Raw genomic sequence first — 14,876 nt, 5'->3', positions numbered from 1 at the left:
CGCGGTGACGGCCGGAGTTCGGTCACCTCCGGAGTTGAAGGTGCGCGCGGGTGTGCCAGACCGTGTACAGGTGACCGCCCACGCCCGCTCCCGCGGCGGCGGCCAGGGCCGGGAGCCCGCCGCCGGTCACCGCGTCCAGCAGCAGCGGCAGGGCGGCGAACCACACCAGCGCGCTGCCGGTCGCGATCAGCACGGGACGGCTGAAGGGGTGCAGCAGGACCAGGGAGCGCAGCTGCCACAGGGGGAGGAACTTGCGGATCAGGACGGCGGCCACCAGGGCCGCCGCCGCGCCCGCCGCGCCGTGCGAGGGCACCAGCAGCACGCACACCACCACGTTGACCAGAAGCGACATCACGTTGTTGAGCAGGTTCAGCCCGGTGCGCCCGGTCATGGTGAGGATGAGGTCGCCCATCCCCAGCACCTGGGCGGCCAGCTGGCCCGCGCACACGATGACCAGCGCCGTCGCCCCGGTCGAGTACTCGGCACCGAACAGCTTCATCACCTCGGGCGCGAACACCAGCGCGGACAGGTACAGCGGCCAGGTCAGGCAGACCAGCCAGGACGTCCCCGCCTGGTAGAGCGCGCGCACGGCCGCGTGGTCGCGGGCGGCCAGGAGCTCGGCGAACCGGGGCTGGGCCGCGTACAGCACGGCCTGGGTGCCGAACTGCCCGACGACCATGATCCGGGTGGCCGCGGTGAAGACGGCCGCGCCGGTCAGTCCGTTGAGCAGGGCCACCATCACCACACCGCCGCGCTGCACACCCATCTGGGCGACCCCGCCCAGGGCGCGGGGCAGCGAGAACGACCAGAACCCGGCAGAGGTGACCCGCTCCTCCCCGGCGGGAGTACCGGCGGGCGCGTCCGCGGGTTCGCGCGGCTCCTCGGGGACCGACCGGCGCACGATCCGGCCCAGCCAGAACCAGGCCAGCACCGCGGCGGGCAGGTAGGGCCCGGCCCAGGCCAGGGCGAGCAGCCCGGCCGAACCGCTGAGCGCGATCATCGCCACCAGGCCCAGCTGCGCCAGCGGGCGGCCCACCTTGTCGACCAGGACGGTCACCGACATGTCGTGGTGGGCGCGGGTGGCCGCCAACGCGGAGTCGGTGAGCACCGCGAACGGCAGGAAGAGCGCCAGGATCCGCAGGTAGGCGGTGGCTTCCTCCGGACCCAGGGCGTCCGCCAGAGGTCGGGCGAAGACCACCAGCAGCACCGAGACCAGGCAGGCCGCCAGCATGGCGGGGCCCAGCGCCAGCCGCAGCAGCGCCGGGACCCCGCCTTGGCGGCCGAAGACCCGCATCCGGGCGATGAAGTACACCAGCCCGTCCGGGGCGCCGAGGTTGGCCACCGCCGCCATGATCAGGAACACCGACGTCGCCGAGAACAGCAGCCCGGCCGTCTCCTGCGAGAACGCCCGGGTGATCGCGATGATCAGCGCGAGGTTGAGCGCCGCGCTCACCACCGCGCCCGCCATGTTGACCACCCCGCCGCGCAGGACCCGGCGCAGGCCGCTGTCCGGTCGGGCCTCGGTCGGGGTCACCGGCACCACGAGGGGGTGCGGCCCCACCAGGCGGCGAGGCGGGCGTCGCTGTCCGCGAACCGCGAGGTGAGTTCGGCGCGCAGGGACTCCGGCAGCACCGAGCGCTTACGGGCGTTGTGCCGCCCCAGGGTGGTCCGCGGGTCCGGCGGCAGGCCGAGGAAGCGCATGATCCCCTCCAGCGCCGCGGGGCCTCCGCCGAACAGGTCCGCGTAGTCCACCACGTGCATGCGCTCGCGTCCCACGGCCCGCTCCATCCGGACCAGCTGGTCGACGTAGCGCCCCCGGGCCACGTAGCCGTGGTGCTGGTGGGAGTGCGAGTGGTGGGCGGGGTCCGCCACCAGCCGCTCCTCGGTCCCGGACAGCCGTTTGTCCTCCAGGTCGAGCGCGCGCCCGAACGGTTCGGTCTCGAAACCCCGCGCGGTCTCGTGGGCGTGCGCGGAGTAGGCCCGCTCGACCGGGTCGCGCAGGATCACCACGATCCGCGCCTGGGGCAGGTCCCGGGCGATCCGCTCGGCGGCCAGCGGGTGGAACAGGTAGTAGGGGCTGGACTCGAAGACCCGGACCGGGGGCCGCCCCCACCGCGCGCGCAGGGTGGCACGCAGCGGGAAGTGCGAGCGGTACCAGGTGAGCCCGTGCTGGTACCCGGTGTCGAAGTAGTGGACCCCCTTGCGCAGCACCGGGCCGGTCGCCGCCGGGTGCTGGGACAGGGCCTTGAACAGCGAGGTGGTGCCGGAGCGCTGGGCCCCGCAGATGAGGAAGTCGGGCAGGGCGCGGGCGGAGCCGGTCAGCCCGCCCAGACCGTCGGCGAGGGGGAGCAGGGCGCGCCTGGCCGGGGCGGCCAGACGGTTCAGGGGCGAGGTGGCCCGGGGCATCGCGAGCTCCTTCGAAGTGCGTCTGCGGGATCCCCTTCGTGGCGGGGACCCGGTGGGTTGCGGTGTGCGGCGGAACGGCCCGGCGCGGCGTTCAGCCGGTGACGTGGGTGGCCTCGTGGGCCGCCCTCTCCTGAAGCCCCTCCAGCGCGGGCAGCAGCCAGTCGTCGACGGCGGCGAAACCGCCGCCGTTCTCGGCCTGGCGGTCCTGGAGGTAGCGGGTGGCGAGATCGATCAGGTACAGCGCCATCACGGTGGAGACGACGTGCTCCCGCAGACCGCTCTCGGCCATCAGCGGGTCGCGCAGCAGCCGGGAACCGCTGTCCAGCCAGCGGTGTACGCCCGGGTGGACCCCGGCCTGCACGGCCTCGTTGAGGTCGTAGTGCAGGGCGTCGAACCCCGCGGGCGCGTCCATGGCGAGCCGCTCCCAGTCCCACACGAAGGCCCTGCGCGCGGTGCTGGCGATGTTCCACCTGGTCAGGTCCCCGTGCCAGGCGCCGAAGGGCAGCGACACGTCCGGGAGGCGGTGCAGTGCGGCGCGCAGCGGAGCGGCCTCGGGGCGGGTGCCGAGTTTGGCGATGCGCTCGTCCAGGGCCCTGCGGTAGGGGCTCGCCGAGAGTCTGCGCTCGCGCACCCGCGCCAGTCCCACGATCTGGGTGACGCAGCGCAGCAGCTGGTGCCGGGTGGGCCGGTCCGTCTGGTCGCCGACCGGCAGCGCCTCCTGTACGAGCAGCGGGTGGCCGTTCCATTCGCCGTCGTAGAGCAGCCGCGGCACGGTCACGTCCCGCAGCCGGGCTTCGGCGAGGTGGCGCAGGGCCCGGGTCTCGGCGTGGACCAGACGGGAGGTGAGGTCGTTGATGGCGACCTTGGCGTAGCCGATGGTGCGCCCGCCCGGGGTGAGCAGCAGCAGGACCGGCTTGCGGTTGGCGCGCGGCGGTCCCACGTGGATCGCGATGGACAGCTCGCGGTCCAGGGCGGTGGCGAGCGCGTGCTCGATCCCCGGTCCCGCGCCCACGTACAGCCGGTCGCGCAGCAGCAGCGGAGCGATCCCGGTGGCGAACGCCCCGGTCAGCAGCAGGGTTCGCAGCCGCTCGCGCAGGGAGTGGCCCTGGGCGAAGGAGGTGATGCCGCGGGTGGCCGCCGAGCGGTTGTGCGCGGGCAGGATCACCCTCGGGTTGTGCGCGTTGGGCACCGGAAGGTACTGGTTGCCCCGGTTGCGTCGGGCGGTCCGCCGCAACGCCCCGTCGCCGGGCCCGAGCAGGCCCCCGCAGGGCCACAGCACGGCCGCGAGGTCGGTCAGATAGGTGGTCTCGCTGTTCACCAGGCACCCCCGCCGGTGCGCGCGGTCACCCGACGGCCGAGCACCGGTTCCTCGACGCGCCAGAGCAGGGCGACGGCGATCATGGTGACGGCGAGGGGGGACATCAGCGCGACGTAGAAGAACATGTACCAGAACAGAAGCAGGACGGTCAGCAGGGCGCCCTGCCCGACCGCCGTCGACGCGGCCCGGTAGCGCCAGGCCACCGCCGCGAAGAACGCGAAGAGCAGGAAGGCGCCGACCCAACCGCTCGAGATGAGGGTGATCCACAGCTGACCGGCGTTGCCGATCACGTGCTGTCCGCAGCCCGGGCACTCGGCCGTGGGGCCGATCGCGATGGAGTCGGAGCTGCCCAGCGACTCCCGGGTGGTGCCCCAGCCGTTGATCGGGGACAGGTTCGCGGCCTCGACGGAGGCGGAGTTGGTCGCCGCCCGCCCGTCGTCGCTGTGCGGGTTGTCCGCCCGGGCCCGCACGACGTCGGCCAGCGGCGACAGCACCAGCGCGATCAGCAGGGCCACCACGGCCAGCGCCCCGGTACTGACCAGGACCACCCGGCCCCGGCGCAGCGCCTGGGCCGCGCCGAAGGCCAGCGAGAGCGCGAGTCCGGCCCACAGCGCGCGGTTCAGCGAGTACACGACCGGGACCACGGACAGCGCGACCGCGGCCAGGGCACCCAGACGGATCCAGCCCGAACCCTGGACCGCCCAGCCCACCACCACCCAGATCAGCAGCAGGGACAGCATGTAGCCCCAGACGTTGGTGTACTCCCAGGGGGCCTTGGGCCGAGCCGAGTCGATCCCGCCGAAGACGTCCATGATCTGCGCGGACGCCGGATGGATCAGGGTGTGCATGTAGGGATCGTCGGCCAGGGAACCCGGGACCAGGTACTCCAGCGGCGCGGTGAACTCGAACCGGGGCGCGAACATCCCGAGGTAGCCCCCGGCCACCGTGACCAGGCACAGCACCGCCAGGGCCCACACCACCAGCCGGGCCGGCAGCTCCCGCTCGGTCAGGTTGCCGACGTACAGCAGCAGCACGGTCAGCACCAGGTAGTTGACCACCCGCAGCAGCGCGCCCGCGTAGCCGCCGCTGTCCGGGACCGTCCCGGGCATCTCCAGCGGGACCAGGGCCAGGCCCAGGACCGTCCAGACGACGAACAGCCCCCACAGCCAGAAGTAGGGCGGCACCCGCAGCCCCGCGGTCCGGTGCCGGCGCACCAGCTCGGCCAGCATGGGCACGGCGAACAGCCAGTAGGCGAACTGCCCCATGCCCAGCGCCCACCACAGCGGGTATCCGGCCAGCAGCCAGATCAGCGGCCAGCCGGTGACCGCGGCCCCCCGCCGGGGCGGGACCGCCCAGGAGCCGTCGGACACGTGCCAACCCCGCGGGGAGGTACCCCGGAAGGCCTTCCCCGGGCCGGTCAACGCCGCGACCCGACGGGCACCTCGGCGTGGTTCGGCTTGGAGGTCCTCCCGGCAGCGGAGTCGGACCCGGCCTCGGCCTCACTGGGGAGCCGGGGCGCGGGCGGCACGGGCAGCGGGGCCGACGGGGCGGGGCCGGGGTCCGGCTGGCGCGGGACGGTGATCGCCCCCGGAACGGTGACCCCGAAGCGCTCCCCGGCGGTGACCGTCCCGGTCAGGTCCGCGCGGCGGCTCCGGCCCAGCTCCACCACGGGCAGCAGGACGTCGGCGGAGGCGGCCAGGGCGTGGGCGTCGGCGCGCTCGCTGACGGCGGCGGTGGCGATCACCACGAACTCCGCGTGCGGGCGCAGCAGCTCCACCAGCTCGGCGGCGCCGCCCTGGATCGGGGCGGTGGTACCGGGCCTCCCGTGGCCCAGCACCCGCAGGCGGGGGACGTCGGCGGGGCGGACCTCCAGCTGGGTGGGGTCCTCACCGTCCACCAGGACTTCGGCCAGGCCCGGGCCCTCGGCCAGCCCGAGGAGTTCGGCGGCGGTGCCGGTGCGCGGGTCCGCGCAGACCAGCAGGGTCTCGGAGCCGGTCCGGGCCAGTGCGGCGGCCAGGTTCACGGCGGCGGCGGTGCCCGCGCGCCCCGGGGTGGTCCCGGCGACCACGACCACGTGGCCGGGGGCGGGCGCGTCGGGGTCGGCTTCACCGCCGGGGGCCGTGGCCGGGGGCTGGTGGGCCAGGCGCGCGCGGACCAGGTGCGCGAATCCGTTGGCGCGCTGGCCGTCGGGCTCGGCGTCGGTGAGCAGACCGGGGGAGCGGTCAGGGGAGCGACCGGTGCGCTTGCCCGGCGCGGACAGGTCCAGCAGTACCGGCACCGTGCCGATCCGGGCGGTGTCCTCGGTGTCGTGCAGGCGCGGGTCCAGGCGGTCGCGGACCAGGGCGGCCAGGAGCCCGGCGATCAGGCCGAGGGTCGCGCCCGCGACCAGCCACAGCGGAGGAAGCGGGGAGGAGGGGGATTCGGGCAGGCCGGCGGGGGTGATGACCTGGCCGGGGGAGACCGTCTCGTGGAGTGCGCTCAGCGGGCTGATGCCGTTGCCCAGGTCACCGATCTCCTGGCGCAGCGCGTCGGCCTGGGCGTCGGCGCTGACCCGCTCCGCCCCCTGCGCGGCGGCGTTCTCGGCGGCCAGGTCGGACAGCCGTTCGTAGAGCCCTTCCTGCTCCTCCCGCAGGGCCGCCAACCGGCCGCTGATGACGGACCGAGCCTGCTCGCCCCGGTTCTCCAGGTAGGAGGCGGCCAGGGCGTCGGCGCCCTCCTGGGCCGCCTCGGGGGAGCGGGCGGAGTAGTGGAGTTCGAGGATGTTGCTGTTGGAGGGGACGGTGACGTCGATCCGCTCGCGCAGGTCGGCGGGGGCGGGGTCGCCCGGGAGCGCCTCGGCCATCTGGGCGGTGACCCGTTCGGAGAGCACCACCTGGGCCTCGCTGTCGAGGTTGACGTCGCCGGTCAGGCGCCCGGACCGCTCCCCGGTGAACTCGGCCATCCCGGTCGGGTGGACCTGCACGGCCGCGACGGAGGTGTAGGTCGACGGAACGGCGAGCACCCCGGCGGTGGCGAGGACCAGCCCGCCGAGCACCCCGGCGCCCACCAGACGCCAGCGGCGCCTCAGCAGTGCGGTGTACTCCTTCAGTTCCGGTCCGGACGAGCCGGGGACGTCGGTGTCCATCGGGTCCTCTCCACGCAGACATGGCAGCACTTTTAGTGAACGATTGCATACTAAGTGTAATCCCTTTGGCTGTGCCTGGTGGTTTGAGAAACAACCCTTTTCCCTGGGAGGGCTGTCCGGAAACCGGCGATCACGTGTGAGGCCGTACCGGGCACGCCGAAGGGGGCGGCGGGATCCCTCCCGCCGCCCCCTCGCCCAGCGTGTCGAAGCTCCTGTGCCGGCTCGGGCCGACCGTGCGGCTCCTAGGCTCCGATGACCACCGGGGGCAGGCCGGTGCCCGACTCCCAGGCGGTGTCGCACTCCTTCTGGGTGGACACCGTGTGCGCTCTCGCGGAGCAGTCGCGGAACTCGGCGACCTCGTCCTGGTAGACCAACAGCACCGTGATCATGATCGAGGACACCACGATCCCGATCATGCCCAGGGCCACACTCGGCAGCGCGCCCGGAGCCTGTGAACGGTGCGTACGCGCGGCGCGCCGGGCACGGAAACCCTGGACCACGCCGAACACGGACAGCACGACACCGTAGGGCGGGAACAACAGGCCCGCCAGGCCGAGGAACAGTCCCCACAGGCCTCCTCGTTCGACCTTGGGCGGCTGGCCGTCGGCACGGGGCTCCGGGCTGTTGTCGGTCACGGGTTCACTCCTTCGGGGACGCCCTCGCGCGGTGGGGCGCCGTGGTCCGCTCTGCCTGGAGCGGAACGGGTGGTGTTGGTGGCGCGGGGCCGCACCCTCCTGGTGAGGCCTTCCGGGGGAGACGGGCAAGGTCCGGTCCGCGTGAGGTAGACGCTACCCGGCCCGATAGGGTGGGAACGCGGACGGGCCGAGTAGGCCCAGGCCTGGCGTCTGTACCAGGCGTACGCGAAACCCGGATGCTGCGCCGTCCCCCGGCGCCCCCGGGAGCGGGGACCCAAATCCCCGCGCCGTTCTTCTACACATGAGGGAGAAGCACGCTTTGTCCGCGCGAGTGGTGGTTCTCATATCGGGGACGGGCAGCAACATGGCCGCCCTGATGGAAGCCGCGAAGGACCCCGGCTACGGGGCCGAGATCGTCGCAGTGGGAACGGACCGCGAGGGAACTCGCGGTGTCGAGGTCGCCCGGGCGGCCGGTGTACCCACGTTCGTCGTACCTTTCCGTTCCTTCTCCGACCGGTCGGCCTGGGACACGGCCATGTCCGACCGGATCGCCGAACACGAACCCGACCTGGTGGTCTCCGCCGGGTTCATGCGCATCCTCGGACCCGCGGTGATCGGCCGCCACCAGGCGGTCAACATCCACCCGGCGCTGCTGCCCTCGTTCCCCGGCGCGCACGCCGTGCGTGACGCGCTCGCCCACGGTGTCCGCATCACCGGCACCACCATCCACTTCCTCGACGAGGGCGTCGACTCCGGTCCGATCATCGACCAGGTCGCGGTACCCGTCGAGGACGGCGACGACGAGTCCAGCCTCCACGAGCGGATCAAGGTCGTGGAGCGGCGCATGCTGGTCGACACGGTCGGCCGCCTCGCCCGCGAGGGCTGGAGCATCGACGGCAGGCACGTGCGGTTCGGCCGCACCGACATGAAGGAGAACCGGTGACCCAGCAGGGCATCAGGCGTGCGTTGATCAGCGTGTACGACAAGACCGGCCTGGAGGCGCTGGGCATCGGCCTGGCCGAGGCCGGGGTGGAGATCGTCTCCACCGGCTCCACCGCGGCCCGCCTCACCGAGGCCGGGATCCCGGTCACCCCCGTCGAGGACGTCACGGGCTTCCCCGAGATCATGGAGGGCCGGGTCAAGACCCTGCACCCCTCCGTGCACGCGGGCCTGCTCGCCGACCGCGACAACCCCGACCACGTCGCCAAGATCGACGAGCTGGGCATCGCCCCCTTCGACCTGGTCGTGGTCAACCTCTACCCCTTCTCCGACACCGTCGCCTCCGGTGCCTCCGAGGCCGACTGCATCGAGAAGATCGACATCGGCGGCCCCGCGATGGTGCGCGCCTCGGCCAAGAACCACGGCAGCGTGGCGATCGTGGTCGACCCCGCCGGTTACGACGCCACCCTCGAGGCCGTCCGGGACGGCGGCTTCACCCTGGAGCAGCGCAAGCGCCTGGCCGGGCTGGCCTTCCAGCACACCGCGGCCTACGACGCCGCCGTGGCGGACTGGTTCGCCGGTGCCTACGCCCCCGACGCCGAGGCCGAGTCCACCGGCTGGCCCGCCTTCCGCGCCCGCGTGTACGACCGCGAGGCCGCGCTCCGCTACGGCGAGAACCCGCACCAGAAGGCCGCGCTGTACACCAAAGCGGGCTCGGCGGGCGGCGGCCTGGCCGGTGCCGAGCAGCTGCACGGCAAGGCCATGTCCTACAACAACTACGTCGACTCCGACGCCGCCCTGCGCGCGGCCTACGACTTCGACGAGCCGTGCGTGGCCATCATCAAGCACGCCAACCCGTGCGGTATCGCCGTGGGTGCGGACAACGCCGAGGCCCACCGCAAGGCGCACGCCAGCGACCCGGTCTCCGCGTTCGGCGGCGTGATCGCCACCAACCGCGAGGTCGGCGCCGAGCTGGCCGCGCAGATCGCCGAGATCTTCACCGAGGTCGTCGTCGCCCCCGGCTTCACCGCCGAAGCGGTCGAGACGCTCGCCAAGAAGAAGAACATCCGCCTGCTGGTCGTCACCGACCCGGACCAGGGCCCGCGCGTGGAGACCCGCCAGATCAGCGGCGGCCTCCTGGTCCAGGAGACCGACGTCATCGACGCCGAGGGCGACGACCCCGCCACCTGGACGCTGGCCACCGGCGAGGCCGCCGACGAGGCCGTCCTCGCCGACCTGGCCTTCGCCTGGAAGGCCGTGCGCGCGGTCAAGTCCAACGCCATCCTGCTGGCCGCCGACGGCGCCACCGTGGGCGTGGGCATGGGCCAGGTCAACAGGGTCGACTCCGCCGGACTCGCGGTCTCCCGGGCCGGTGAGCGGGTCAAGGGCTCGGTGGCCGCCAGCGACGCCTTCTTCCCGTTCGCCGACGGCCTGGAGATCCTGACCAAGGCCGGGGTGCGCGCCGTCGTCCAGCCCGGTGGTTCGGTCCGCGACGCCGAGGTCATCGCCGCCGCCGAGGCCGCAGGGGTCACCATGTACCTCACCGGCACCCGCCACTTCTTCCACTGATCCGGCTTCCATCAACCCCTGCCAGCGAGGAGCAACGCATGAGCGCGATCGTTCTGGACGGAAAGGCCACCGCCAAGGCCATCAAGGAGGAACTGGCGGAGCGGGTGGACAAGCTGCGGGCCAAGGGGATCACCCCGGGCCTGGGTACCGTCCTGGTCGGTGACGATCCGGGCAGCCACACCTACGTGCGCGGCAAGCACCGCGACTGCGCCCAGGTGGGCATCGCGAGCATCCGCCGCGACCTGCCCGCCGACGCCACCCAGGAGCAGGTGGAGCAGGCCGTCCACGAGCTCAACGAGGACCCGGCCTGCACCGGCTACATCGTGCAGCTTCCGCTGCCCAAGGGCATGGACGAGAACCGGGTGCTCGGGTTGATCGATCCGGACAAGGACGCCGACGGCCTCCAGCCGGTCAACCTGGGCAAGCTCGTCCTGATGGAGAAGGCTCCGCTGCCGTGCACCCCGCGCGGCATCGTGGAGCTGCTCAACCGCTACGACGTGCCGATCAAGGGCGCGGAGGTCGTCGTGGTCGGCCGCGGAGTCACCGTGGGCCGTCCTCTCGGGCTGCTGCTGACCCGCCGCTCGGAGAACGCCACCGTCACCCTGTGCCACACCGGCACCCGTGACCTGGCCGAGCACACCCGCAAGGCCGACATCATCGTCGCCGGCGCGGGCGTGCCGGGCCTGATCACCAAGGACATGGTCAAGCCGGGCGCCGCGGTACTGGACGTGGGTGTGTCGCGCACCGACGACGGCCTGGTCGGCGACGTCGCCCTGGACGTCCCCGAGGTCGCGGGACACATGTCCCCCAACCCCGGCGGCGTGGGCCCGATGACCCGCGCCATGCTCCTGGTCAACGTGGTCGAGGCCGCCGAACGCCAGGCCGGTCCGCTGGTCTGACCGCCTGATCCTCCCGGTGCCCGGGTCCGCTCCTCACCGAGCGGGCCCGGGCACCGCGCGTCTTCGGGGAAGGCGTGGGACCCCCGGGCGTGGCCGGGTTACCGCCGTTTCCACCACGGGCGGTCGGCCTCGTCGCGCTCCCGCTGCTCCTTGGCCTCGCGGGCCTTGCGGACGGCGTCGAGCGCCGACTCGCTTCCGCTGGCGTGCCCGGCCCCCTGGTGCCGGTGCCGCTCCTCGACCGCGCGCATGTCATGGGCCGCCCGCCGGGCGGCCCAGTCCGCCGACGAGGCTCCGGAACGCGGCCCGGGCCCCTGGTTCGGCGGAGCGGGCGAGGGGTTACGAGGCTGATTGCCGGCCCCGTCGGGACCGAGGAGGCCGCCGAACAGGGACGAGAGCGAGGGAGGTTCCGCCGCCGGTCGGGGCTGGCCGGAGGTCGGGGCCGGTCGCTGATCCCGGCCGGGCGGCTGGGGCCAGGCCGAGGGCGCGGCCTCCTGGACCCCTACGTTCGCCGGTGCCCGCTGATCCGAGCTCGGTGGCTGCGGCCATGCGCCGGGTGCGGCCGTGGGGGTTTCCGTCAGCGCCGGGGACCGCTGCTCCTGCGGTGGTTGGGGCCAGTCGGTCGGTGCGGCTGCTGGGGACTGCTGCTCCTGCGGTGGTTGGGGCCAGTCGGTCGGTGCGGCTGCTGGGGACTGCTGCTCCTGCGGTGGTTGGGGCCAGTCGGTCGGCGCGGCTGCCGTGGGCCCGGCGGTTGCCGGGGGCTGTGGCCATCCGGTGGGCGCAGTCGTCCGGGCACCTGCCGGTGCAGGTGTGTCCTGACCCGTCCTGTCGGCTCCCAACCCGCCCGGCAGGCGGTTCTGTCCGATGCTTTCGGGGTCGTCCGGCGTCAGGTCTTCCACCTGTGGGCTCCTTCGTGGGAGGGGCGTCGCTCCGGGGGCGGGAGCGGGCGCACTCGAGGCACACTCGGTGTCCACCCAACCACGTGCGGGCCCGTGCGAATCCGCGCCGGGGGTAGCTGACCGCCCTCGGCGGTTCCGCCGGGTGCGGCTGGCGCGCGGCGCGTTCAGCTGGCGCGTCGGGAGGAGCCGGTGACGGGCATGGGGCGGACCAGGCCCAGGGCGACCACCTCGTTGGCCAGGCGGGTGCGGCGGTTCTGCCCCTCGGGGATGCGGAACTTCTGGTAGAGCCGCAGCAGGTGCTGTTTGACCGCGGCCTCGGTGACCACCAGGGCCTCGGCGATGTCTCGGGCGGTGGCGGGTGCGACGAAGGCCTCTTCGGACAGGGCGGGCTGGCACAGGGCGGTGAGCACGTCCAGTTCGCGGCGGGTGAGTTCGGGGGCGGCGCCGCGGCGGAGCTCGATGTCCGGGCTGAGCTGCTCGCTGGGCAGACCGCCGATCCGGCAGCGCGCGTTACCGAAGCTCACGACGTCGCCTTCCTCGAGCACGCGGCGGGCGATGGGACGGCCGTTGACGCGGGTGCCGTTGCGGGACAGGCCCAGGTCCACGACGTAGACGTAGGGTCCCCGGCGGACCAGTTCGGCGTGCAGCTGGGACACGCTGGGGTCGTTCAGCCGTATGTCGGCGCCCTCACCGCGGCCGATCGTGGTGACTTCCTCGGGGAGCGGGCGGACGTCCCCGGTCTCCTCCAGCCGAAGATAGGGACCGTCCACGGTGACTCCTCCCGGGCTGATGGGGCGCGGTCGGTGGGGGTGCGGTCGGCGGTGGGGGAGGTGCGGCTGTCGGGGGCTGGCCGTTCGGTCGACACGTCGAGTGGGCTTCATGGGGGTGGTCCTCGCTCACCGGTGCACTCATCTCCACCTTGGTTACCCGGCTGATACGTGTTCTACGCGCTTACTCCGGAGTTAGGCGGACAAGACGCGGAAATACGGCTCTGTGACCGAACCGGAAGTAGGAAACGGTCACGGGCGTCCCCCAGGGAGACAAGTCCGTTTCCGTGAGGCCTGGGGCTTCGGCTGTGCCGTTCACTACAATGAGCGGGGTCTCTCCAGGATGACGGTGCCCCTGTTCGTGCGGGGCGGCCGGAGTCACCAGGAACATGAGCCACACTGGAGTGCTGTTCGGTTTCGGACAGCGCTCTCCCGACGGGTGGCCGGTCTGTGCCAGACGCCCGGGGAGAGGCCGTCAGAACGAGCCGCGCGGCGGTCAAGCAATTCGGAAGCGAACAGGTCGGGACGCGGTGGACGACGCGGAGAAGACTGAGGTGGCGGAGTCGGACGGGAAGACCCCGGACGGTGACCCGGACAAGGCGTCGGGCAGTGTGCCCGAAGGCCGCAGGAAGGTGCCGTACTGGCTTTCCCAGGTGCCCTATGCCCTGGTCCTGTCAGCGCTGGCGGCGGGGATCGTGGTCGTGGCCGCGGCCTACTTCAAGCGCGGCCCGGCGATCATCGCGGCCGCGCTGCTGCTCGCGGCCACCTTCAGGCTGTTCCTGCCCAAGGACTGGATCGGCCTGCTGGCGGTACGTCGGCGCTGGGTCGATCTGCTCACTCTGGTCTCCCTCGCACTCCTCCTGATCGTGTTGGCCTGGGTGGCGCCGCAACTCTCCGCCTAGGCGTCGAATAAGCTTGATGTCGAGATACTGCGACACCGACAAGCACCGCCTCCCCGGGCAGCACGGACACCGGGCGGGATCAGGGGATTGCCGCGCGCGCGGAGACGGGACCGGCCACGAACCGGCCCCGGTTCTCGGCCGCACGAGGCGGTAGCGAAGACTGAAGGGACAGCCACACAGCCATGGCCAAGATCAAGGTCGAAAACCCCGTAGTCGAGCTCGACGGCGACGAGATGACCCGGATCATCTGGTCCTTCATCAAGGACCGTCTGATCCTTCCCTACCTCGACATCGACCTCAAGTACTACGACCTGGGCATCGAAGAGCGCGACCGTACCGATGACCAGGTCACCGTCGACGCCGCGCACGCCATCAAGAAGTACGGCGTCGGCGTCAAGTGCGCCACCATCACCCCCGACGAGGCCCGCGTCGAGGAGTTCGGTCTCAAGAAGATGTGGCGGTCGCCCAACGGCACCATCCGCAACATCCTCGGCGGCGTCGTCTTCCGTGAGCCCATCATCTGTGAGAACGTGCCGCGGCTGGTGCCGGGCTGGACCAAGCCGGTCATCATCGGCCGTCACGCCCACGGCGACCAGTACAAGGCCACCGACTTCAAGGTGCCCGGCCCCGGTACGGTCACCATGACCTACACCCCGGCCGACGGCAGCCAGCCGGTCGAGTTCGAGGTCGCGGAGTTCCCCGAAGAGGGCGGCGTCGCGATGGGCATGTACAACTACCGCAAGTCCATCGAGGACTTCGCGCGGGCCAGCCTGAACTACGGCCTGGACCGGAACTACCCGGTCTACATGTCCACCAAGAACACCATCCTCAAGGCCTACGACGGCATGTTCAAGGACGTGTTCGAGGAGATCTTCGAGGCCGAGTTCAAGGAGAAGTTCGCCGCCGCGGGCATCACCTACGAGCACCGCCTGATCGACGACATGGTCGCCGCCGCGCTCAAGTGGGACGGCGGCTACGTCTGGGCCTGCAAGAACTACGACGGTGACGTCCAGTCCGACACCGTCGCGCAGGGCTACGGCTCGCTCGGTCTGATGACCTCGGTCCTGCGTACCGCGGACGGCAGCACCGTCGAGGCCGAGGCCGCCCACGGCACCGTGACCCGTCACTACCGCCAGCACCAGCAGGGCAAGCCCACCTCGACCAACCCGATCGCCTCCATCTACGCGTGGACCCGTGGTCTGGAGCACCGGGGCAAGCTGGACAACACCCCGGCGGTCGTCGAGTTCGCGCAGACCCTCGAGGACGTCGTCATCAAGACCGTCGAGGGCGGTCAGATGACCAAGGACCTCGCCCTGCTGGTCGGCTCCGAGCAGGAGTGGCTGACCACGGAGGAGTTCCTCGCCGCTCTGGACGAGAACCTGAGCAAGCGTCTGGCCTAGGTCCCCGCGCCCGGCCGGGGT

The 14,876-nt window shown here is 72.3% G+C and carries 13 protein-coding genes; 5 read left to right on the top strand and 8 right to left on the bottom strand.

All coding sequences use genetic code 11. The features are described from left to right. Positions 1-22: 22 nt before the first annotated feature. The 6 genes from HNR07_RS19725 to HNR07_RS19700 all read right to left on the bottom strand — a co-directional run bounded on the left by HNR07_RS19725 (position 23) and on the right by HNR07_RS19700 (position 7,483). Positions 23-1,561 carry a lipopolysaccharide biosynthesis protein gene (locus tag HNR07_RS19725; RefSeq protein WP_184366254.1) on the bottom strand — a complete coding sequence of 513 codons (1,539 nt, stop codon included), beginning with the start codon at positions 1,559-1,561 and terminating at the stop codon, positions 23-25. Further along, on the bottom strand, positions 1,531-2,406 hold the full coding sequence (locus HNR07_RS19720; protein ID WP_184366253.1) for a sulfotransferase family protein: 876 nt from the start codon (positions 2,404-2,406) through the stop codon (positions 1,531-1,533). Before HNR07_RS19720 ends, HNR07_RS19725 begins: the two co-directional genes overlap by 31 nt. Before the next feature lie 91 nt (positions 2,407-2,497). Continuing rightward, positions 2,498-3,724, bottom strand: coding sequence for a phosphotransferase (locus tag HNR07_RS19715; RefSeq protein ID WP_184366252.1), 1,227 nt, complete (start codon positions 3,722-3,724; stop codon positions 2,498-2,500). Beyond that, positions 3,721-5,094, bottom strand: coding sequence for an O-antigen ligase family protein (locus HNR07_RS19710; protein WP_184366251.1), 1,374 nt, complete (start codon positions 5,092-5,094; stop codon positions 3,721-3,723). The genes HNR07_RS19715 and HNR07_RS19710 overlap by 4 nt, the downstream gene beginning before the upstream one ends. A gap of 47 nt (positions 5,095-5,141) precedes the next feature. After that, positions 5,142-6,848, bottom strand: coding sequence for a chain length determinant family protein (locus tag HNR07_RS19705; RefSeq protein WP_184366250.1), 1,707 nt, complete (start codon positions 6,846-6,848; stop codon positions 5,142-5,144). A gap of 242 nt (positions 6,849-7,090) precedes the next feature. Then, entirely contained in the window at positions 7,091-7,483 is a 393-nt protein-coding gene (locus HNR07_RS19700) for a DUF4190 domain-containing protein (protein WP_184366249.1), read from the bottom strand. Between the two features lie 331 nt (positions 7,484-7,814). On the opposite strand from HNR07_RS19700, the gene purN reads away from it, so the two are divergent. From purN to HNR07_RS19685, 3 genes are read left to right on the top strand one after another with little or no spacing between them, the layout of a single operon-like run. Next, positions 7,815-8,426, top strand: a complete 612-nt coding sequence (gene purN, locus HNR07_RS19695) for a phosphoribosylglycinamide formyltransferase (protein ID WP_017584062.1) — start codon at positions 7,815-7,817, stop codon at positions 8,424-8,426. Next, positions 8,423-9,991 carry a bifunctional phosphoribosylaminoimidazolecarboxamide formyltransferase/IMP cyclohydrolase gene (gene purH, locus HNR07_RS19690; protein ID WP_184366248.1) on the top strand — a complete coding sequence of 523 codons (1,569 nt, stop codon included), beginning with the start codon at positions 8,423-8,425 and terminating at the stop codon, positions 9,989-9,991. The genes purN and purH overlap by 4 nt, the downstream gene beginning before the upstream one ends. Positions 9,992-10,029: 38 nt before the next feature. Further along, complete coding sequence (locus tag HNR07_RS19685; protein WP_184366247.1) at positions 10,030-10,890, top strand: bifunctional methylenetetrahydrofolate dehydrogenase/methenyltetrahydrofolate cyclohydrolase; 861 nt, start codon at positions 10,030-10,032, stop codon at positions 10,888-10,890. Positions 10,891-10,988: 98 nt separating this feature from the next. On the opposite strand, the gene HNR07_RS19680 is transcribed toward HNR07_RS19685, so the two are convergent. Both HNR07_RS19680 and HNR07_RS19675 read right to left on the bottom strand, forming a co-directional pair. After that, entirely contained in the window at positions 10,989-11,138 is a 150-nt protein-coding gene (locus HNR07_RS19680) for a hypothetical protein (RefSeq protein WP_184366246.1), read from the bottom strand. 812 nt (positions 11,139-11,950) lie between these two features. Continuing rightward, positions 11,951-12,556: an FHA domain-containing protein gene (locus HNR07_RS19675; protein ID WP_184366245.1), complete on the bottom strand. Its 606-nt coding sequence runs from the start codon at positions 12,554-12,556 to the stop codon at positions 11,951-11,953. A gap of 527 nt (positions 12,557-13,083) precedes the next feature. Between HNR07_RS19675 and HNR07_RS19670 the strand changes: the two genes are divergently transcribed. Continuing rightward, complete coding sequence (locus HNR07_RS19670; protein WP_184366244.1) at positions 13,084-13,455, top strand: DUF3017 domain-containing protein; 372 nt, start codon at positions 13,084-13,086, stop codon at positions 13,453-13,455. 182 nt (positions 13,456-13,637) lie between these two features. Then, entirely contained in the window at positions 13,638-14,855 is a 1,218-nt protein-coding gene (locus HNR07_RS19665; protein ID WP_184366243.1) for an NADP-dependent isocitrate dehydrogenase, read from the top strand. The last annotated feature ends 21 nt before the right edge of the window (positions 14,856-14,876 follow it).

Origin of the sequence: Nocardiopsis metallicus, assembly GCF_014201115.1 — a bacterium.
GTDB lineage: Bacteria > Actinomycetota > Actinomycetes > Streptosporangiales > Streptosporangiaceae > Nocardiopsis > Nocardiopsis metallicus.
This window is presented reverse-complemented; position numbering and strand designations above follow the sequence as displayed.

Coding starts and splice junctions, on each gene's coding strand:
- HNR07_RS19705 (WP_184366250.1), bottom strand. CDS start 6,848: ATGGACACCGACGTCCCCGGCTCGTCCGGACCGGAACTGAAGGAGTAC.
- HNR07_RS19665 (WP_184366243.1), top strand. CDS start 13,638: ATGGCCAAGATCAAGGTCGAAAACCCCGTAGTCGAGCTCGACGGCGAC.
- HNR07_RS19680 (WP_184366246.1), bottom strand. CDS start 11,138: ATGCGCGCGGTCGAGGAGCGGCACCGGCACCAGGGGGCCGGGCACGCC.
- HNR07_RS19720 (WP_184366253.1), bottom strand. CDS start 2,406: ATGCCCCGGGCCACCTCGCCCCTGAACCGTCTGGCCGCCCCGGCCAGG.
- HNR07_RS19685 (WP_184366247.1), top strand. CDS start 10,030: ATGAGCGCGATCGTTCTGGACGGAAAGGCCACCGCCAAGGCCATCAAG.